18 protein-coding genes are annotated in these 19959 nt (G+C 50.2%); 8 read left to right on the forward strand and 10 right to left on the reverse strand.

What is annotated here, in order from left to right; translation table 11 throughout:
- The first annotated feature begins 53 nt into the window (after positions 1-53).
- Positions 54-905, forward strand: coding sequence for a DMT family transporter (locus PRUB_RS09215; protein WP_010385984.1), 852 nt, complete (start codon positions 54-56; stop codon positions 903-905).
- On the opposite strand, the gene PRUB_RS09220 is transcribed toward PRUB_RS09215, so the two are convergent.
- The 3 genes from PRUB_RS09220 to PRUB_RS09230 form a co-directional block, all read right to left on the reverse strand.
- Positions 902-1357, reverse strand: a complete 456-nt coding sequence (locus tag PRUB_RS09220) for a GNAT family N-acetyltransferase (protein WP_010385982.1) — start codon at positions 1355-1357, stop codon at positions 902-904. The two genes, PRUB_RS09215 and PRUB_RS09220, sit on opposite strands and share 4 nt — an antisense overlap.
- 40 nt (positions 1358-1397) lie before the next feature.
- Positions 1398-2621: a DEAD/DEAH box helicase gene (locus PRUB_RS09225; protein ID WP_010385980.1), complete on the reverse strand. Its 1224-nt coding sequence runs from the start codon at positions 2619-2621 to the stop codon at positions 1398-1400.
- A gap of 78 nt (positions 2622-2699) precedes the next feature.
- Positions 2700-3170 (reverse strand): GNAT family N-acetyltransferase, encoded by a 471-nt coding sequence (locus PRUB_RS09230; RefSeq protein WP_010385978.1) that lies wholly within the window; start codon positions 3168-3170, stop codon positions 2700-2702.
- Positions 3171-3494: 324 nt separating this feature from the next.
- Here PRUB_RS09230 and PRUB_RS09235 point away from each other — a divergent pair, with 324 nt between their 5' ends.
- Positions 3495-4769, forward strand: a complete 1275-nt coding sequence (locus PRUB_RS09235) for an aromatic amino acid transport family protein (RefSeq protein WP_010385977.1) — start codon at positions 3495-3497, stop codon at positions 4767-4769.
- Between the two features lie 31 nt (positions 4770-4800).
- Here PRUB_RS09235 and PRUB_RS09240 read toward each other — a convergent pair whose 3' ends face one another.
- Together PRUB_RS09240 and PRUB_RS09245 are read right to left on the reverse strand one after the other, a co-directional pair.
- Entirely contained in the window at positions 4801-5733 is a 933-nt protein-coding gene (locus PRUB_RS09240; RefSeq protein ID WP_010385976.1) for a GGDEF domain-containing response regulator, read from the reverse strand.
- Positions 5734-5948: 215 nt separating this feature from the next.
- Positions 5949-6758 (reverse strand): AraC family transcriptional regulator, encoded by an 810-nt coding sequence (locus PRUB_RS09245; RefSeq protein WP_010385975.1) that lies wholly within the window; start codon positions 6756-6758, stop codon positions 5949-5951.
- Between the two features lie 122 nt (positions 6759-6880).
- On the opposite strand from PRUB_RS09245, the gene PRUB_RS09250 reads away from it, so the two are divergent.
- The 3 genes from PRUB_RS09250 (at position 6881) to PRUB_RS09260 (ending at position 12122) form a co-directional block, all read left to right on the forward strand.
- Complete coding sequence (locus PRUB_RS09250; RefSeq protein WP_010385974.1) at positions 6881-7309, forward strand: hypothetical protein; 429 nt, start codon at positions 6881-6883, stop codon at positions 7307-7309.
- Complete coding sequence (locus PRUB_RS09255) at positions 7296-7799, forward strand: GNAT family N-acetyltransferase (protein WP_010385973.1); 504 nt, start codon at positions 7296-7298, stop codon at positions 7797-7799. The genes PRUB_RS09250 and PRUB_RS09255 overlap by 14 nt, the downstream gene beginning before the upstream one ends.
- Positions 7800-7886: 87 nt before the next feature.
- A complete protein-coding gene (locus PRUB_RS09260) occupies positions 7887-12122 on the forward strand; it encodes a DEAD/DEAH box helicase (RefSeq protein ID WP_010385972.1) in 4236 nt (1411 codons plus the stop codon).
- 34 nt (positions 12123-12156) lie between these two features.
- On the opposite strand, the gene PRUB_RS09265 is transcribed toward PRUB_RS09260, so the two are convergent.
- Together PRUB_RS09265 and PRUB_RS09270 are read right to left on the reverse strand one after the other, a co-directional pair.
- The gene (locus PRUB_RS09265) at positions 12157-12642 is read right to left on the reverse strand and encodes a hypothetical protein (RefSeq protein ID WP_010385971.1); all 486 of its coding nucleotides are present in this window, start codon (positions 12640-12642) and stop codon (positions 12157-12159) included.
- A 10-nt stretch (positions 12643-12652) separates the two neighbouring features.
- Positions 12653-14152 (reverse strand): YHYH protein, encoded by a 1500-nt coding sequence (locus PRUB_RS09270; protein ID WP_010385969.1) that lies wholly within the window; start codon positions 14150-14152, stop codon positions 12653-12655.
- 269 nt (positions 14153-14421) lie between these two features.
- Here PRUB_RS09270 and PRUB_RS09275 point away from each other — a divergent pair, with 269 nt between their 5' ends.
- Together PRUB_RS09275 and feoB are read left to right on the forward strand one after the other, a co-directional pair.
- Complete coding sequence (locus tag PRUB_RS09275) at positions 14422-14646, forward strand: FeoA family protein (RefSeq protein ID WP_010385967.1); 225 nt, start codon at positions 14422-14424, stop codon at positions 14644-14646.
- 19 nt (positions 14647-14665) lie between these two features.
- On the forward strand, positions 14666-16750 hold the full coding sequence (gene feoB, locus PRUB_RS09280) for a ferrous iron transport protein B (protein WP_010385964.1): 2085 nt from the start codon (positions 14666-14668) through the stop codon (positions 16748-16750).
- Positions 16751-16786: 36 nt separating this feature from the next.
- Here feoB and PRUB_RS09285 read toward each other — a convergent pair whose 3' ends face one another.
- Both PRUB_RS09285 and PRUB_RS09290 read right to left on the reverse strand, forming a co-directional pair.
- A complete protein-coding gene (locus PRUB_RS09285; protein WP_040645550.1) occupies positions 16787-17083 on the reverse strand; it encodes a hypothetical protein in 297 nt (98 codons plus the stop codon).
- Positions 17084-17106: 23 nt separating this feature from the next.
- Positions 17107-17478 (reverse strand): hypothetical protein, encoded by a 372-nt coding sequence (locus PRUB_RS09290; RefSeq protein WP_010385960.1) that lies wholly within the window; start codon positions 17476-17478, stop codon positions 17107-17109.
- 300 nt (positions 17479-17778) lie between these two features.
- Here PRUB_RS09290 and PRUB_RS09295 point away from each other — a divergent pair, with 300 nt between their 5' ends.
- Positions 17779-18711 (forward strand): acetoacetate decarboxylase family protein, encoded by a 933-nt coding sequence (locus PRUB_RS09295; RefSeq protein WP_010385959.1) that lies wholly within the window; start codon positions 17779-17781, stop codon positions 18709-18711.
- Between the two features lie 171 nt (positions 18712-18882).
- On the opposite strand, the gene PRUB_RS09300 is transcribed toward PRUB_RS09295, so the two are convergent.
- The gene (locus PRUB_RS09300) at positions 18883-19959 is read right to left on the reverse strand and encodes a lipocalin-like domain-containing protein (RefSeq protein WP_010385957.1); all 1077 of its coding nucleotides are present in this window, start codon (positions 19957-19959) and stop codon (positions 18883-18885) included.

Below are 19959 nucleotides of genomic sequence, written 5' to 3' on the forward strand. Positions count from 1 at the left end.
CACTCTGAGGTATCATCGCCACTATCCTTGCACACCATTTTGACTGACCTGATATGCATCACCTGATTTTTGTCACCCTGCTATGGGCGTTTTCATTCAGCCTGATCGGCGTTTATCTCGCTGGTTCGGTTGACCTTTGGTTCGCCGCGCTGAGTCGTATTGCGCTGGCAACCCTGGTTTTCTTGCCATTCATTCGCTGGCAGCAAACAGCTCGCCCTGTGATGTTCAGGTTAATGACAATAGGTGCAATACAGATTGGTGCTATGTATGGTTTCTATTACCATGCCTTTGTGTTTTTAACTGTACCGGAAGTCCTGTTGTTTACTGTTATGACACCGGTGTACATCACTTTACTTAATGACCTGTTCGAAAAACGCTTTAATGCACGCTATTTGCTGGTCGCATTAATCGCAACACTGGGCGCTGTCGTCATCCGTCTGACAACACCTAACCCGGACTTTTGGCTTGGCTTTATGGTAGTTCAGGGTGCCAATCTGTGTTTTGCACTGGGGCAGGTTTTATATAAACGACTGGCTGAGCAGCATGCCTTAGTCCACCACCAGTGCTTTGGCTTTTTCTTTATCGGCGCACTGGCCGTGTCCTCGTTGAGTTTTGCTTTGTTTGGAGATTTGAACCAACTCCCTTCGACGCAGCTACAATGGGGGATCTTAATTTATTTAGGCCTTATTGCCTCTGCTCTTGGTTATTTTATCTGGAATAAAGGCGTCACCCTGGTTTCCGTGGGAGCACTGGCAGTCATGAACAATGTGCTGATCCCTGCCGGGATCCTGGTGAATATCCTGATCTGGAATCGCACCGCCGATCTAGTCAGTCTGGGTCTTGGCAGCGCGATTATCTTTTTGGCCCTGGGCGTTAATCAGTACTTTGACACACGTTTACGTTAAAGCGCCTTGCGAAACCGGATCTGCATATCCAGTAAAGTCTGCGACGACACTGCTGGCTGTGTCAGTTCCGCGATATGGTAGTCGTGACTGACAAGCATCTGCAACATGGTTTTAAAGCGGTTCATCGTTTTTACTTCAATATGACTGAACCCCTGCTCACGGCACCAACGCTCCTGCTCCAGCAATAACGCTCGCGCCAGCCCTTTGCCCCGATAGGCCGGCAAGACAGCCCCAATCCAGCTATAAAACTGCTGTGGGGCCTGCTCATAACCCAGCTTATATGCAACAGGCTGGCCTTCGCAGCTGGCTATCAGCGCCAGGTAAGTGCGTCCAGATAATCTCTGGAGGATATCCGCTTGCGTCTTGGGCTGAGAAAACTCCGGGATCTGCTGCTCTACAGAGAGTATCTCTTCAATACTCCCCTGATGAATCTGCCATTTTGCTTGCGTCATTACCTGACCTTCCAACTTATTTTCAACGTGACCTGGTACATTAACGTCTGCGCTTACCACGCTGACCCAGCACGCGCTTTTTATCGCGCTGACGACGAGATTTGGCCGAGTTTTGACGATCATTTTTAGGCTCGCGGGTGAGATCTGGCTCATAGCCGCTCAACCATTGCGGCGTAAGCCGTTCATCCAACAAGACTTCAATCTCTTCGAGTAACCACTGCTCATCAATACTCACCAACGAAATAGCAGTTCCAGCTTCACCAGCCCGGCCGGTTCGGCCAATGCGGTGTACATAATCTTCCGCGACATAAGGCAACTCAGCATTAATTACATAATTTAACTGTTGGATATCAATGCCACGTGCTGCAACATCAGTAGCAACTAAGACACGAATTTCACCGTCCTTAAATTGCGCCAGTGCCTTGTTTCTCGCTCCCTGAGATTTATCACCATGGATAGCCTGGGTTTTAAGACCGTCTTTATTGAGTTCCTTAGCGTAGTCATCAGCTTGTTTCTTGGTGCGGGTGAAAATCAACACCTGATGCCAGTTTTGTTTGCCGATCAGGTGAGCGATTAATTCCCGTTTGCGCTCTTCATCCACGGCATAAAAGATCTGTTCAACTTTTGCGGCAGCCTGATTCTGCGCTTCAATGCCAATCCGTTTTGGCTCCTTCAGCCAATCTTTTACCTGATTAAAAACAGCTTCATCTACGGTGGCAGAAAATAACAAGGTTTGCCGATCAGGTGGCATTTTGCGCATAATACGACGTATTTCACCCATAAAGCCCATATCCAGCATACGATCGGCCTCATCGAACACCAAATACTCAACCGCTGACAAATTCAATGTGCCTTTGATTAAATGGTCGAGCAAACGGCCTGGCGTAGCGACCACTATGTCAGCCCCTTCACGTAGTGCTTTTTCCTGGGGCCCAATATTTGCTCCACCATGCAAACACACCGTTTTCAGCTCACAGTGAGCAGCATAGGTATTGGCGTGCTGCGCCACTTGCTGAGCCAACTCTCGAGTCGGCGCGAGGATCAAAGCGCGAACACCTGAGCCCGGCTGAATGAGTAATTGGGTCATAATAGGAAGCATAAATGCGGCTGTTTTACCTGTGCCGGTCTGCGCACACGCCAGCAAATCGTGCCCCGCCAGGATCACGGGAATGCTTTGCGCCTGAATGGCTGTTGGCTCGGTAAAGTCAAGCGCCTGTAACCCTTCTAACAAGGCAGGTGCTAAGGCAAGAGATTCAAAGGACATGTTTTTTGTACAACTCAAAAAATAGATGGCGGGATTATAGCAAAAATGCCAAGCGTCGCCCGCAAAGATATGACCTCTTTATGACAGCGTTAATTCCATGTATACACTCAAAGGGTCGGGCTCGTAACTGCCAAATGCTTCTCGCTGTACAAACCCCAGTGACGTATATAGCCCAATTGCTTCAATTTGCCTGATCCCGGTTTCAAGGCGCAACACGCTGAAGCCAACCTGGCGTGCATAGTCAATCAAAGTTTGCATAATGTGCCGCGACACACCCAGGCCCCGATACGGTGGTTGCACATAAACCCGCTTTAGCTCAGCATAAGGTGTCAGGCTGTCTGTCTCATCCGTTTTTGGCACCAGGGCACCACACCCCATCAACGCAGATTCCGTGCGAGCACCAACAAAATAGACGTCCGACGCAGCCAGCTCTTCCGCCGGGATCAGCTGATTACTGCTCGGTGGGTAGAGTGTATTCATCAGCTCATCAATGTCTCTTAGTAACTGCGACACTTCCGGGTGATGCGGGTCAAGATTAATTATTTCCATAACGTGATATTACCTTGCTTACCCTGTCAGCTTCACGACACGACGCATGTCGATATAGTAAGACCGGGCATGATATAGAGACTAAAATACTATGTTCTTTGATATGATACTAGCTTATTTTCTGAGCTCAATCGTACCTTTTAAAGCCACAAAGTCAAACGCCACGATGAGATTTCTGCAATTCGGTTGGTTAAATGATTAAATTACCCCCAACACTGTCGAATATTCATTCACTTTTACATTGATTACCGACGAAAGCATGCATATCTGCCACATTTTTTATATTATCCGCGCGCATATAATTCTAATCATAGGACAACAAGTATGAGTAATACCCCTGAAGGGCTCTCTACAGAGGCATTCGCCACAGAGAGTAGCCAAAGCAGTCGGGGACGCTGGACACAACACGATACCAATTGGGTACTTAGCCTGTTTGGTACCGCTGTGGGCGCCGGTATTTTGTTTCTGCCTATCAATATCGGTATCGGCGGGTTCTGGCCTTTGGTGATCATGGCTGTATTGGCCTTTCCAATGACCTACCTGGCTCACCGAGGACTGGCACGTTTTGTGTTGTCGTCTAAACACAGTGACAGTGATTTTACCGATGTCGTTGAAGAGCATTTTGGCGCCACCGCTGGCCGCTTAATTTCCTTACTGTATTTCTTTTCTATCTTCCCTATTCTGTTAATTTATGGTGTGGGCCTCACTAATACCGTGGACAGCTTCGTGGTTAACCAGTTGGACATGACAGCCCCGCCTCGGGTACTCCTTTCCGGGCTACTGGTTGCAGGCATGATTGCGATTATGATGGGCGGAGAAAAACTACTACTGCGGGCCTTTGCACTGCTGGTCTATCCGTTAGTAGGGATCTTGCTAATGCTGTCACTTTATCTAATCCCACACTGGCAAGCACCGGTTGTGGCGACACCAGATATGGCAGACCTGAGTGAGACACTGTGGCTATCCGTGCCAATCATTGTCTTTTCATTTAGCCATGCAGCCGCTATCTCCAGTTTTGCCAATGCGCAACGCCGCCATTATGCAAACCGAGCAACACACAAAGCAGAAGCAATCTTACGTAATACCTCGCTGATGCTGATCGTTTTTGTGCTGTTATTTGTCTTCTCGTGTGTGCTGTCCCTGAGCCCGGAGCAAATGCTCGAAGCCAAAGAGGCCAACGTCTCCGTTCTGTCTTACCTGGCTAATGTGTACGACAACCCATTTATTGCCATGCTGGGCCCGCTGGTCGCCTTCATTGCCATTACGTCTTCTTTCCTTGGACACTTTCTGGGCGCACGTGAGAGCTTCAACGGTCTGCTCAGCAAGCAATCGTCTCTTTCGGCAGGCTTGATTGATAAACTGGGTGTTGGCCTGATGTTTATCGCCATCTGGGTATGCGCTGTAATGAACCCGAGTATTCTGGATATGATGGGTGCTATTTCCGGACCGATCATTGCCATGATCTTGTTTATCATGCCAACCATCGCCATTTTCAAAGTACCTGCACTACAGAAGTACCGCCATCATGTTGGCACCTACTTTATTCTGCTGGTCGGTATTTTAGCCGTTTCGGCACTGCTATTTAACATGGCAGGGTAAGCAACCTTCGGGTGGATTGGTGAAAAAGGGCCTAAGCGCCCTTTTTTTCTGCCACACACGCCTGATTGCGACCCTGATGTTTTGCGTTGTATAAGGCCTGGTCTGCCGCCGCAATCAGCTGAGCCAAATCCTGGTAATGCTCGCCGCCATCATTACTTGCAACACCCGCACTGATGGTAACCACACCAAATTCCGAGTCTTCATGCACAATGGCCAATGCTTTTACAGCATCAACAAACTGGTTAGCCAGCTGCTTCGCCCCGTCAGGCTCTGTGTCTGGCAATAAAATCGCAAACTCCTCGCCGCCATAGCGATATACTCCATCCATTGGTCTGCGTATCTGGCCGTCTATGGCACTGGCAACGGCTTTGAGGGCATCGTCCCCATTAAGGTGGCCATAGCGGTCATTAAACTTCTTGAAGTGGTCGATATCCAGCATCACCACAGAGCAGGTATGCTGTTGGCGAATGCTCTGCTTAAACTGACGCGCCCCCTCCATATCAAAAAAGCGCCGGTTGAACACTTTTGTTAGCCCGTCATAGTATGAGTAGCGCTTGAGTGTATCCGCTTGCTGTTTGTATTTAAGGTGGGTTTTAACCCTGTTCATCAGGGTTTTTGCCACGATAGGCTTAGGTATAAAATCAACCGCGCCCGCATCCCAGCACAAGTCTTGCTGTTGCTCGCTGATGTTGGAGGTCACAAAAATGATAGGGATATCAGACAGACCTTCCATTTCCTGCAACTGTTTACAAGCCTCAACCCCAGACATCCCCTCCAGCACCCAATCCATCAGGATCAGATCCGGCGGTGTAGCACGGCAAAACTCGATGGCTTTTTCTCCGGATGTCACCATATGGACCGAACAAATCCCCTCTAAAAAGCAAGAGATGACTTTTTGTGTCAGCATTGAGTCTTCAACAATCAGCACCAGACTCTCGCTCAGGTCTTCAATTTCCTTAAACAAAGTATATTACCTATTACAGTGATTCTTCGGCTCGACATAGACCGGTTTTTTTCGGTCTTGATTGCAATTATAGCAGGCACGCAAATAAATACCCGTTAACATTATACGACTAACTTACCATGTCCCTTTAACCTGAGAAAGGGATTAGGGACTTCAGATCAGTGATTTAACGCGCCAAGCATCCCTGAATTTAGCGACTCAGGTAGAACAGATTATTAACGACTTTCTGCCGCCTGACTATGCTGCCTGCGCCACAGCGCAGGCGTGACGCCATAAGCCGCTTTAAACTGTCGGATAAAGTGCGTTGTATCTGACCAACCCAGCTCTTCAACTAACGCTGCAATAGGTGTATGTGTGTGCAGCAATCGATTACAGGCCTCACCCAGGCGTTTTTTGGTGAGCCACTGCCCTACGGAATAGCCTGTTTCGCGTTTGAACAAGGTCGCCAGATAAGGGGCACTAACAAATACCGCACTCGCCACATCCTGCAAAGAAACCGGCTTTAAGCCCTGACTCTCAATGTAGGAAAGGGCTGCGACGACTTTAGGGTGCATACCTGCGCGCCAACTCACCGGCTGTTGTGCCAGTGACACCTCATGCAGCAGCAAAAAAACAAAACTCTTCATCACGTCAAGCGGCAAAGTCTGCTGCAATGCGGCTTCAAACTCCTGATACAAAGTCTGCACAAAATCGACGCGCTCCCCAGATAGCGCCAGTGCGGGTAAAGCACCCAAACGCACCTGCTGAAAGGGCTGCAACAAGCTGGATTCGGGCGTGAGCCCCAGACAGTCCGGGCAAAAACTCATCCAGTGCACATGCAAATCAGACCCGGACAACAAAGTATGAGGCATGCCGCCGGGTACCAGTACAAACATGCCCTGTGTGGCTGTAAACGTCTTGCCATGTAACATATCCAGCGAGCCTGAGCGAATAAAGCTCAACACACTTTCACTGTGCGTGCCGTGAGGCTCCTGCTCCAGTGTCGCTACTTTCATCTGGCCACAGGCGGCAACATGATTGGTCATTTTACTTCACCCACAATCTTAGAATAAGCCGATTAGTTCAAAAAACAGACAATAACACAGCACGGCTTTATTGAGCATAATAGACATCAACAAAACAATACACCGATTTACAGGAGAGACCTATGACTTTTTCACTCGTTTTAATGGGGTTGTCGATCCACGTGCTTTTATGGGAAAAATTACCCGACTGGGGCACCTGGTTTAACACTTTAGTAGCACATTTACCGACCCCACTGGCCTATTTATACACGGCATGGCGCTGTCCATATTGTTTTGGGTTCTGGATAGCCCTGCTACTGCAGCAGCTCACGGGTATCTATACTTTACCTGAACTGTCGTCTCTGACAGCCACATTCGGCGCAACTGGCACAGTGCTCAGCATGAGTCTCGATGCCCTGGCCACTGCCCTGTTGATCATGGTTGGCAGCCTGGCACTAAAGGCGCTTGCATTACCGGCCATCAAGGGTCACGAGTTAACCGTGGCATTTAAAGCTGGCTTGTCTGAAACACAGGCAAAATCATCACAGGAACACACCCATGACAATGCATAAGTTCAGTACGGCAAGATTAGAAATAATGCCTGCGACACCGGCTCTCAGCGCAGCACACGTACAACAGCTACTCGATTTGCTGACACCAGGCACACTGCATTTTTTGCCTGATGACTGGCAACAGTGTCCGCACACTGCCGACCAACTAACCGACTGGATATCGGACAAACTAACACGCTGTGAGCTGCTACTGGTGCAGGACAAACAGACACACATTCTGGGCCTGAGTATGCTGTATGCAGCCGAAAATACAGTTCAGCTTGGCTACCTGATAGGCGAAACACACTGGGGACAAGGCTATGCGAGTGAGCTGCTACAAGGTTTAGTGGCGCATCTGCGCACAGTTCGGCCCAATATAACACTCAATGCGGGCGTTGCAGCAGACAACCCGGCTTCTATTAAAGTGCTGGAAAAAGCCGGCTTTGTACCCTGCCCGTCTGAGCTGGGTAATACCGGCCCACAGCTGTATTACACCCTGCCAACAGAATAGTTTGACTTGAGCACACACCGCGCTTCTGCTACTTTGCTCCGCAATGAATAATAACTCGCGGAGCAAGGCCCGAAACGGTCTATCAGCATGCACTTTACGCCTTTCAGCCAGACACACATCACCGAACTCCTGACACGCTACGCACAGCTGCCCGCTGAACAACAGATCATGCTGGAAGTACTGGCGCTAATCGGCAAGCCGGTTGCGATAAGTAGATTAAAACGCTTGCTGAAATTGCTGGTTGAAACTCAGATCCACGACATCCCCGCGCTCAGTCAGGGTATGGTGCCCGAACAGAGGAGCGCACTGAGCGAAGCCGGACTGTTGATCAGTAACCAAGAAGGCCTCAGGGTTCAGCCGCTGATCGAGATTTCACTGTGCCACAATGCGCTTCGCCAGGATCGTTTTATCAGCACGCTTAATTGCGCCGAACAAGTCGTGCCTGTGGTCAACTTATATGAGTGGGAGCGCGATTTCTCGGATGAACAACGCTTTATCCGCGATTTGCTTATCCTGGGCCAATACGATAAAGCCATCGCTTTGCTGTCATTTCATAAAAATCCGCAACACCTTGACCACCACACCAACCAGGTGCTGGTCAATACCCTATTCTTTCCGGCAGACGTTGATCATCTGGCTGAACTGCCACCGCAATTGCTGTATCAGGCATGCTCGACGTTAATCCACAGCTTAAAGAGTGACTGTCAGAACAATTTTGCCGCATTTCAGCTTATTAAACAGCTCTGCGAACGCCAGCCGAATAATCAAACGCTGCATTGTTTACTAGCCGAACAATACCTTTATCGGGCGCAACTGGATCAGAGTGTCGCCATATTGGGCAATGATAGCAGCTGCTATGCACTTCAGTTACGTGCCATGGTTGCAATGTGCTCCGGCGAACAGCAAAGCGCTTACGCATTGTTTGAACAGGCAATGGTCGCTAAAAACAAACTTGCCCGGCGTAAGCAGCAATATCTGGCAGGCCTGCCCGGCTTGTTTCATAAATTGACGATGCTGGTGCAGGCCAGTCAGGGACAGCCTCAGCTGTTTAAATCGGTGCGTCAACTGGTGCAGGCAGAGTCCGCTGACAAAAAAGCGCCAGGGTTAAATTATGTCCTTTTGAGCCTGGTTGAATATCTTGCAGAATGCCTTAGTAGTGGCCAAAAATTCGTGAATCAATATCAAGAGTATGAAGCATTTGGTGAAGCGAAGCCTTATGACTATGCACTGCTACAAATACTGACTGCTCTGGCAACGCACTGGACCGGGGGCCAGTTACAGGCCCAACAACTGACTCGTCTCAGTGAGGCCTGCAATACCTTCAGTGCTATACAGCAACCTTTGTTTGCCTGTATGGGGGCCGATCTGCTGGTGCTTCATCAGGCGCCTGTGCCACCACTGCCACAGCGCTTGGTCGTTAATTTTGCCAAACTGGTAGAACAAAAAAGTGACTGGGAGCTGGCACTGGAAAAACTGCAAAGTCTGGCGTCCACGCCATCATCCAACGCAGATAAATCGTCGCAAACCCACCGGCTTGTCTGGCAACTTGAGCAATCTCGGTTTGAACTCTCACTCAAGCCCAGAGAGCAAAAACTGGGTAAGCAAGGTTGGAGTAAAGGCCGCAATGTGGCCCTGAAGCGTCTGGTCGATGAGCGTGAGAGCTTTGATTACCTGAGCGATAAAGATAAAGAAATTATTGCTGCTATTCGGGTGTATGAAAACCACGGCTATTATGGTGGACGCACCTTTGAACTGGAAGGAGCAAACGCCCTGAGTGCCGCATCTGGTGCCCATAATCTCTATCTGGGCGATGATTTCAGTCGCGAAATAGAACTGACAGAATATCCGGCCGAGCTTCAGATCCGTGACAACGGCGATGAGCTGATGATGTCGATACCCAACCTGCCACAAGGCATAGACTATCGCTTGCAACTCGAAGAGCGTGCAAGGCAGAGTGAGTACGCCTTTTTCCCGCTTCAGGACTATCGCTATGGGTTTACCCTGTTCACTCGTCAGCATTTGCAGGTTGCAGAGATCATAGGAGAAAGTGGTCTTATTGTGCCCAAAGCCGCCAAACCCAAACTGCTTGAGAGTATTACTGCCATCGCACCACTGCTAAATATACAATCCGACCTGGACGGCGTTGAAACCGGATTGACCACAGTCAAACCTGCCAATGAACTGGTGATCAACATCACGCCCTATCAGGGTGGCCTGGAGTTTCACTGTGTGAGTATGCCCTTTGGCGATAAAGGTCCCATGTTGCACCCGGGCATTGGCAGCCCCAACCTGACGACAGAAATTGAGCATAAGCGGGTGGCCACCCAACGTGATTTAGCACAAGAACAACGCTGGCTGGAGTTACTGGATGAACACTGTCCGGCATTTCTGGCGATGTCTGACAATCGTTTGCAACTGGACGACCTGGAAATGGCGCTCGAGGCACTTGAGCAAATTGAAAGGTGTGTTGTATCCAATATACCAGGCTTCACCCTGAGGCTGCGCTGGCCACGCGGGAAGAAATTCCGTCTCAGCAAACCCCTTGAGTCCCAGCATCTGGCTCTGGCCATGAGCAAGCAAAATCAGTGGTTTGACGTCACGGGTGAACTTCAGGTCGATGATACACAAGTCGTAGAGTTGAAAAAGTTGCTGAACCTGATGGCCACCAGCCATGGCCGCTTTGTCAGCCTCGACGGTGAACAAATTCTGGCACTGTCACAAGACTTACGTAATCAACTCGCTCAGCTTGATACGGTTACCGATCAGGGCCAGTTTCATCCTCTAGCCAGTGGTCAGGTCGCAGAAGCAACAACGGGCATGCGTATGAAAACCCTGCCCGCCTGGGAAGAGCAAAGCAAAAAAATGTACCAGGCCAATGCACTGACACTCTCTGTGCCACCGACCTTACAGGCACAATTGCGCGATTATCAGCTTGCGGGGTTTGACTGGGCAATGCGACTAGCCCACTGGGGCGGCGGCGCTTGCCTGGCTGATGACATGGGGCTGGGCAAAACTCTACAGGCACTGGCTGTGATCTTAGCACGCGCCAGTGAAGGGCCTGCGCTTATCATCGCACCGACCTCTGTGTGCTTCAACTGGCAACAGGAAGCGAGCAAATTTGCACCGGCATTAAACATGACCTTATTCAGTGATCACAGTAATGCGCACGAGCGCGAGCAGCTATTAACTCAGGCTGGCCCGTTTGATTGTGTGGTGATCAGTTATGGCCTGCTGCAACGCCAGGCTGAGCTGCTTAAAGCAAAACACTGGCACACCATTATCGCCGATGAAGCGCAGGCGCTTAAAAACCCGCTGGCTAAACGGACCGTGGCCGCTTGTGCACTTAAAGGCGAATTTAAAATGATCACCACAGGCACGCCCATAGAAAACAATCTGACCGAACTGTGGTCGCTGTTCCGTTTCGTCAACCCGGGCTTACTTGGTAACCTGAAGCGTTTTAATGCGCGCTTTGCTCAGCCAATGGAAAATGCCGTTCAAGACAAGCTGGCGGCACATAAAGCACGTCAAAGCCTCAAACAATTAGTGAAGCCCTTTATTCTGCGTCGCCTGAAAAGTCAGGTGCTCACCGAACTGCCAGAGAAAACGGAAATCAACCTCACCGTTTCGCTCAGTGAGGACGAAATGAATTTTTATGAGGCGCTACGACAACATGCCATTGACCAGATCATGGAATCGTCCAGCACCAGTTCGGCGGCAGAGCAACGCATCAGAATGCTGGCGGAGCTCACCAAGTTACGTCAGGCCTGCTGCCATCCGAAATTGGTCATGGCTGAAAGCACTTTGCCAAGCAGCAAGCTCGAAGCACTCAGTGAGCTACTTAATGAATTACGGCAAAACAATCATAAAGCACTGATCTTCAGCCAATTCGTGGGTCACCTACAGATTATTAAAAACCTCCTTGAGCAAAGTAACGTGCCATATCAGTACCTGGATGGCAGTACCCCAGCTGCACAACGTCAGGAACGCGTCAACGCCTTCCAGCATGGCAATGGCGAAGTGTTTTTGATCAGTCTCAAAGCCGGTGGTTCAGGTTTGAATCTCACCGCAGCAGATTATGTGATCCATATGGATCCCTGGTGGAACCCGGCGGTTGAAGCACAGGCATCAGATCGGGCCCACCGAATGGGTCAGCAGCGCCCGGTGACCATATATCGCCTTATTGCCAAGAACACCATAGAAGAAAAAATCGTCGCACTGCACCAGCACAAGCGAGATTTGGCTGACCAATTATTGGCTGGCAACGAACAGGCCAACAAGCTGTCGGTTGAGGACATGCTCAACTTACTCAAAGAAACCTTTTAAGCGCTGGCCACTGTCATGTGGCCAACGTCCGATATCAATGGTGATGGTGGCTGAGCAACGGCTGAGAAGAAAACTGATGCAATACCAGTTGAGGCTCAGCCAGATCGACAAACACCGACCCCATCACGGTATTGCCTTGCCAGGTCCAGTTCTCATGTTGATGGCTGTTTAACGATACCGCAATCTGGTTGACACCGGCCTTAAACCAACTGGCAGGCAAGTGAACGTATTGACCATATACACGCATTTTTTTCTCACCATTAATGAACAAATGGGCATGACCTGCCAGCCGCTGTTGCGCATTTTCCACCACGGCGGGCGAATTCAGCACATAGTTGGCGATGTCAATTGTCAGGTTAAGACCGTCGGTTTCATCCCGTACCAGGGTCAGCGCAACCCGAGGCAACAGGCTTTGTTGCTTGATCTCCAGGCTTTTGTGCTGGTGAATGGCTTTGTCAGCCTGGGCCGTCATAGTGATGAAAAACATGTTCGCAGCAATTAATATCGCTATTAATTTCATTATATTACTCCTATTCACGGCCCGGACCACCAGGCCTTATGCCACCACAACTGGTCAGTGCGTTACTTTGTAATTCACCGGCAAACCTGTCACCTATGGTATATGGGAATGTAGGAATGAGCTTGCCGTTATCATCCCGGGCAGTCACATGATAGTGATAGCCCCGCTGCTCATCATAATGACCATTATACTGATCAAGATAATTGCCGCCCTGTGCAGTCAGTGCGTTGTTCCAGTAAAAGTCTTCTTTGAAGTAGCCATTTTCAGCAATCAGCTCATTACGTGATAAGGTGCGTACCACAGTGTCAAAGCCTGGCCCACTGGAAACATTGCGTGTTCCCTGACTGACATCATATTGGTCATTCAGCACACAGCTTCGTGCACCATCGCTACACCCGGTCGGCGCACTGGCGCGATAATCGCGGACTTCCCAACTACTGATAGCCAACTCCCCTTGTGACTCCCAGGGACCATATATGGCGTAACCATCTGCAGCATATCCATAAACAGGTGAGTGCCCGGTTCCTGTATCACCAACCATCTTAGCCAGACAAGAGGAATAATAATGGTGGTGATAATCGCCTTGTGCAGCGTGACCGCCACACACATCCACGTCATATTGTTCAGCAACCGGTGCCAGCGTTTGCCATATCCTTTCGTTGTTGTAACTCTGACCATCACCCCAGTTATATACTGAGGTCCCATTGACCCAGAAGCCGACTGTCCCTAACCCCGTTTCACAGGTGTCTGTATTCTGTGTGGGCTGATTGGGAAATGTACCGGTTCTATCCATCACTTCTGGACAGACCGGTCCGGGCGGCCAGTAACCCTGACCGGCATCCAGTGCACAGCTACTGTTGCTGTTGTAGCCAATATCCTGGCCGAACTCGATCACATCACCAAGCGCGACTTGCGGCGAACCTGTGGCAAAATCTGATGCGGCTCTGGGCCGGGAGGATAAGCTCGACAGCATTTCCTCATCGACCACCACCTGATAATCTGGCATGCCCGATGCCGTCACCACCGTATACTGTTGCCCGGATTGCTCCAGCGCACTCACCGCCTGTACATTGACCTGAGCAAGCTGACCAGCTTCATCCAGCATAATGGCGGCAGTAGCACCATCTGAGTTAAGGATCCAGCCAGCCAGCGTGTCGTTTTGGTCCGGGCTATCCGGTGTTTCCTCACTGCCGCCCTCATCATCGTCAGGCTCTGTATCCGAATCCCCCTCATCTTCATCCCCAGGATCAGGCGCTGTGTCACCCTCACCTGCCGTCGAGTCCGTGTCGGCGTTGTCTGTATCTGAGTCCGAATTATCCGAAGCCGTATCAGCATCCGCATTTGACTGGCTGGTGTTTGCTTCATCAACCGCGCTTGATTGAGTACTCTGACTGGTGCCCGTAGTCGTCTCTGAACCTCCAGAGCCGCATGCACCAAGCAGCGTGGCAGTGATAATCGCGGTCAGTATATTCAGTGTGCCGGGTTGTTTTATTGTGTTCTTTGATCCCATTGCCTGTCTCCGTTGCTGTTAGGCCTGTGATCATCAGCCTAACGAGACAATGTGCAAACAGATGGCAAACAATGTGCAAAGAGTATGAAGTGCCCTCCAACACTCTGGTGACATTCACTTAATACACGTAACCATATAAAATATATAGATTTATCAACCTAAGAAATAACGCATCTCTTTTGCCGCACTCGCTTGTTTATGACATTTAAGTTGCGGTACCATGCCAACCTAATAATAAATAATTCCTATCTAGGTTTGTATTACGCCCTATGACACTTGCAGACTTACAACCAAACGATTCAGCGATTATCGCAGGCATTGCTCACCCTGATGCCGCCCTGATCAGCCGCGTAATGGCACTGGGCCTGATCCCCGGAGAGACGATCACCATCTTAAATGTCGCGCCGCTGGGCTGCCCCATTCAGACCCAGGTTGGCAATACCTATATCAGTATCCGTAAAACTGATGCGCGTTTTATCCAGCTAAGCCGCTAACTTCAAGGAGTAAGATAACGTGAGATTCGCCCTCGTTGGCAACCCCAACTGTGGTAAAACCACCCTGTTTAACCGCCTTACGGGTGCCAGACAAAAAGTCGGCAACTGGCCCGGCGTCACTGTAGAGCGCAAAAGTGGCGAGCTAAGTTTACCAGGTCAGCAAGTTGAGTTAATCGATTTGCCGGGCCTGTACAGCATGGCCCAAATTGACCCGGGTCAGGATGAACAAATTGCCATTGACTATATTCGCGCTCAGGATGCCGACCTGATCATCAACGTGATCGACTGCGCTAACCTCGAACGCAACCTGGTTCTGACAACACAAATGCAGGAAACGGGTACCCCTCTTATCGTGGTTGCCAACATGACTGATGTGGCGCACCAGCAAGGCAAGGAGTTAGATCTGGACCTGTTAGCGCAGCGTCTTGGTGTCCCTGTCATCGCCATGGTCGGCTCGACTGGTCAGGGGCTCGCTCAACTGACAGATGCATTGAGTGAGCACTGCACAAGCAAGCCCCCACAAAGGCGCAATCGACACACTCCTGAGCCTGATCTAAGCAATGAAGACACCGTTAAGCGCTTTCAAAACGTCAAAACGCTCAGCAATGGCGTCAGTATCATGTCGAAAACACGCTCTAACTTCACCACCTCGCTTGATAAACTGGTGCTAAACCGCTGGCTTGGGGTGCCGATTTTCCTGTTTATGATGTACCTGATGTTCACGATAGCGGTCAACTTCGGCGCCGTCTTTATTGATTTCTTCGACATTCTGGTCGGCGCTATTTTTATTGACGGGACTAAGCTGCTGCTGGCCAATCTCGGAGCCCCCCAATGGTTGGGCGTCCTGTTAGGGGATGGCTTTGGGGCTGGCTTACAGCTGGTTGCGACCTTTATTCCTGTTATCGCCGTCTTGTATTTTTGTTTGTCGATCCTTGAAGACAGTGGTTATCTGTCACGTGCCGCCTTTGTGATCGACCGTCTGATGTCCTCCATCGGATTGCCCGGCAACGCGTTTGTCCCGCTGATCGTAGGCTTCGGCTGTAACGTCCCTGCTGTCATGAGTGCCCGTACCATGAGCCGCGAGTCGGATCGCCTGCTCACAGTGATCATGGCGCCCTTTATGTCCTGTGGCGCACGATTAACCGTATACGCCTTATTCGCTGCGGCCTTTTTCCCGGTGAACGGTGCCAACATCGTATTTGCCTTGTATGTGTTTGGTATTTTGGTGGCTGTGGGTACCGGTTACCTGTTCAGAAAACGTGTGTTTAAACAAGAAAAAATCCCCTCTTTTGTTGAAATGCCAGCCTATCATCTGCCCGTCTGGCGTAACCTGGTTATGACCACCTGGCAGCGTTTACGTAGCTTTATCACCCGTGCCGGGAAAACCATCGTATTTGTGGTTACTCTGCTGAGCATGATCAATTCCATCGGCACAGATGGCAGCTTTGGTCATGAAAACAGCGAGGCGTCTTTACTGTCTAAAGCCGCGCAGGTTGTGACACCTGTGTTCGCACCGCTGGGTATCGCAGAAGATAACTGGCCAGCAACGGTTGGGATAGTCACGGGCCTGTTCGCCAAAGAAGCCATTGTGGGCACTATGGATGCCTTGTATGTGGGCGCGCAGGAACAAACCGGTGAGTGGTCTCTCAAAGATGCTACAAATGAAGCGATCATGACCTTATGGGACAACTCTGTTGATTTACTCAACAACCTGGGTGATCCACTGGGCCTGGGTGCCGTTGAAGAAGGCGGCGACGCAGGGAACGAGTTACTCAGTGCCATGGCTGCTCAATTCAATGGCCAGCTCGGGGCGTTTGCCTATCTGGTACTGATCTTACTTTATACCCCGTGCGTGGCGGTATTGGGGGCCATTAAGCGTGAATCGGGCACTGTGTGGATGTGGGTCGTCATCGGCTGGACAACCTCCATTGCCTATATTCTGGCGACACTGGTTTATCAAATCGGGCAACTTGGCACAAACGGGGCGTCGGCAATGATGTGGATAGTCCTGATGCTGGCGGCCTTGTTTGCCTGGTGGCTGATACTCGGACGCCTGAGCAAACATCTTCATGCTGTTCCGACTTATAAGATTGAATTAAGCTAAGGTTGAAACAAAACGGGAGCCACTGGCTCCCGTTGCTTACTCTGCTTGTTCTGGTTTGACTTTCACCAACCCTAAACGTATGGCCGCAAAGTAAAGGCCTTCTGCAGCCAGGACAGTCGGTAAAACCACCTTGACCCAGTAACCTTCTGACCCGTAAAAGTACCACAAAATGGCACTGATCACTGCCAGCAGGATACCCGCAACAAGCCCCGCACTCACCAGACTCAGTGCAATCGGTGCTTTGCAGCTACCGCATTTTAACTTGAATGGATTCGGGGTATTCAATACCGACATAAAAGAAATATCCCTGTCACATTTACCACATTTACTCATACTATTACTCTGTATATTAGGTTTTACTGTTCAAAATACTGTTTTGCGTCACTGGCGTACAACACCCACATCGCTAACGCGGGATAGATAAACAAATCCGCCAGCGCCCACAGGGGCATCTCGTCCTCAGCTGCAAGCAGCAAGTCGGCGCCCTGCACAAAGACACAAATCCACACGGTATAAAAAAAGAACTTTCGTCCGCTGGGCTTTTTCTTTGCTATGTGCCACATCGCCACAAACTGGATAAAAACCATGGCTAACCAGAACAGCATCAGGATCATGGCTTCCGACGCCTGCTCAGATATCAGGTACCCCAATACAGAAGTGGCTAGCGGCCAAAGGCCATAGCCGACAAAACACACCAACACGGTGATCAACACCACAAAAGGGATCATAAATACCTTCTTTTTATCGACTCAGGAGCGAGCCGGATTACGCGACATAGTTGCCAAGCAGGTAGCTATGCTCGGCCAGCCCATTAAAATGGTCGCGTAGTGTACAATATTGCGAAAAAAGAAAGAACCACTGGTTTACACTCTTATACATTTTGCACAGTGCCCCCCTCTGACTTTCCTCTTCCATTTACTTTTCACCAAAGCATGTTAGCCTAGTCCCGCTTTTGCGCCCTAATAATGAAACTAATCCGCATTGGCTGTTTCCATGCAAGGAAAACCCTAACTAAACAAGGATCATAAATGAACATGAAACCCCTTCTGCTCAGTGCCATGCTGGTAATGAGCAACACCGGCTATGCTGCTGATCTCAGTGAAACCTACCCGGTGACCAGTACCACTTACCTGTCTGATGGCACCCCTGTTAGCATGCCCTTTCACGTTAAAGGTGAAGCCACCAGTGCCGTCGTCGGCTTAATTGATGCTAATGTTGCACAGTTCTTTTTATGGAACTGGCAATGGGAGCCTGTCAGGCTGCATTGTGAAGGATCTGCTTCAAAAGGCATTGGTGCACTGTATACACAAAAAATCACCACCAGCCCTGCAGGTGCGTATAACGAGACGATATCAAGCTTTTATGTTAAACGCCGTGGCAGCACTGACCCGGATTTACCCTGCCCGGGAGATATGACCCTTGCCAGTGCACAGCTGGATTTCACTGGTAAAGTGCTCGCAGCGCTGGCAGCAGCAAACGCGGAGCAACAAGCGGCCGGCAAACCACATAACTATGCCCTTTACAATCAACACCTGATGCTCGACAACCCCATTGCAATCAAAGCGGGTCGTGAAATCTGGGGTTACCCCAAGCAAGCAGCTGATGTGTCGATTAATATTACGCCTGACCAGCATGAGTTAACTCTGGCCAACCACTATACCGGAAAAGCTATGCTGGATGTCTCCTACACGCGCCAGATCGGGGTCAACCTGCCACTCCACTCTGTCGGCGACAATGTACTCCCAGACTATCTGCTACCTGATTTCAGTAAAGTGCCTCAATTAAGCGGCGTGTTATCGAGCGACAGTGGCTGGATGATGCCATTTGTGGGTGAGTTTACAATTCATTCGCGTGCCAGTCTGACGACTTTTTTCCTCGCTGAAAGTGACTTTACCCCTATTGCTGTCCTTGAGTTTCCTGACGTCACAGGCGTAGCCATGCCCTTGTACGGCCGGGAATAACCTCTGAGCCCCGTCAGAGCACATAATCAATTACAGGTTATATGCACTGGCGTGGTAAGGGCTGTGTGAATGAAATGCTGAACATGTATATCTTTATCATCACAGCCCTGAGTACAAGATTGCCCACCTACTCAACCTATATGCGCCCGGGCCATGGTGAGAACGTATCGTTCAATAGCCAAACAATTCGCCATAACCCGTTGCGACAAACCCACCCCGACTGCGTATTCTGCCCTCCCAGTAAGGGACGCTTAAAGTGTTGAAAGAATCTGCCTGCAGGACATCAATGATCACCGCCTCTTTCCCGGGCACCTGTAATTGCCAGCTTATCGGATGCGTTACATTGCGGGTTTGTGCCCTGTTAATCACCGTTAAAGTGACCTCTTCATGCGGGTAGGCCGTAACCTTGCCAGATGGCGCTATCTCTGAGGCACTGCAGTAGGCATAGGCTTGTGTTTCATCTCGGGTACAAAATGCCATCAGTGCACCTTGCCCAGGATCCTCACCTTGTAAACTAAACCAGTCCCAGCCACCGTGTTGACTATCAATCAGACCTGATGACCATTCCCTGTCTAACCAGGCCTGACCTGAAACGGCATGTGATCTGCCAGCATAGGTCAGCGTGCCTGTCACTTGTAAAAAGGGGTAACTGTAGTAGAAGGAGGCATGGCCTTGCTGGGTTTTCTGACTGTACCCCTGCTTGCCATGCAAGACCAGTGGGCTGTTTGCCAGCGTAATGTCCAGGCCAAAATCGGCCTCCTTACTTTGCAATCGTAAAGGTAGAAACGACGCCTCTTGACTGGCCAGCTGCCAATCACCCAAACGGGCGATAAAAGGACTGGCCTGTACCTCAACCTGCCCGGCTCTGCCATAGCGCTCAAACGCATGATGTGTCCGACCGTTTTGTAAAGCAAAATGGGCAAAGTAAAGCTGTCCATCCCACCAGGGAGAAGACTGAACGGCCGAAAACCCCGGATCGCGGATCCGAAACAGCGTCCATTGCATCCCAAACTGAGCGCCGTCTTGTGCGGTCAGGTTGCCAGTCACATACCACCACTCCACTCCTTGTTCTGGATGGGCACCATGGTCGCGTGGAAATATCAATCTCTGATTGGCATCCACGGGTGTGCCCAGCGTCTGACCGAGCACCGCCATCGCCGCATTGTTATTGTCTGTTTCAGGCGTAGCAGGCTGACACCCTGTTACCATCAGCAGGATTAAAATACAATGCAATCTGATGCTGTGCAT

Source organism: Pseudoalteromonas rubra, assembly GCF_000238295.3.
GTDB classification, from domain to species: Bacteria; Pseudomonadota; Gammaproteobacteria; order Enterobacterales; family Alteromonadaceae; genus Pseudoalteromonas; species Pseudoalteromonas rubra.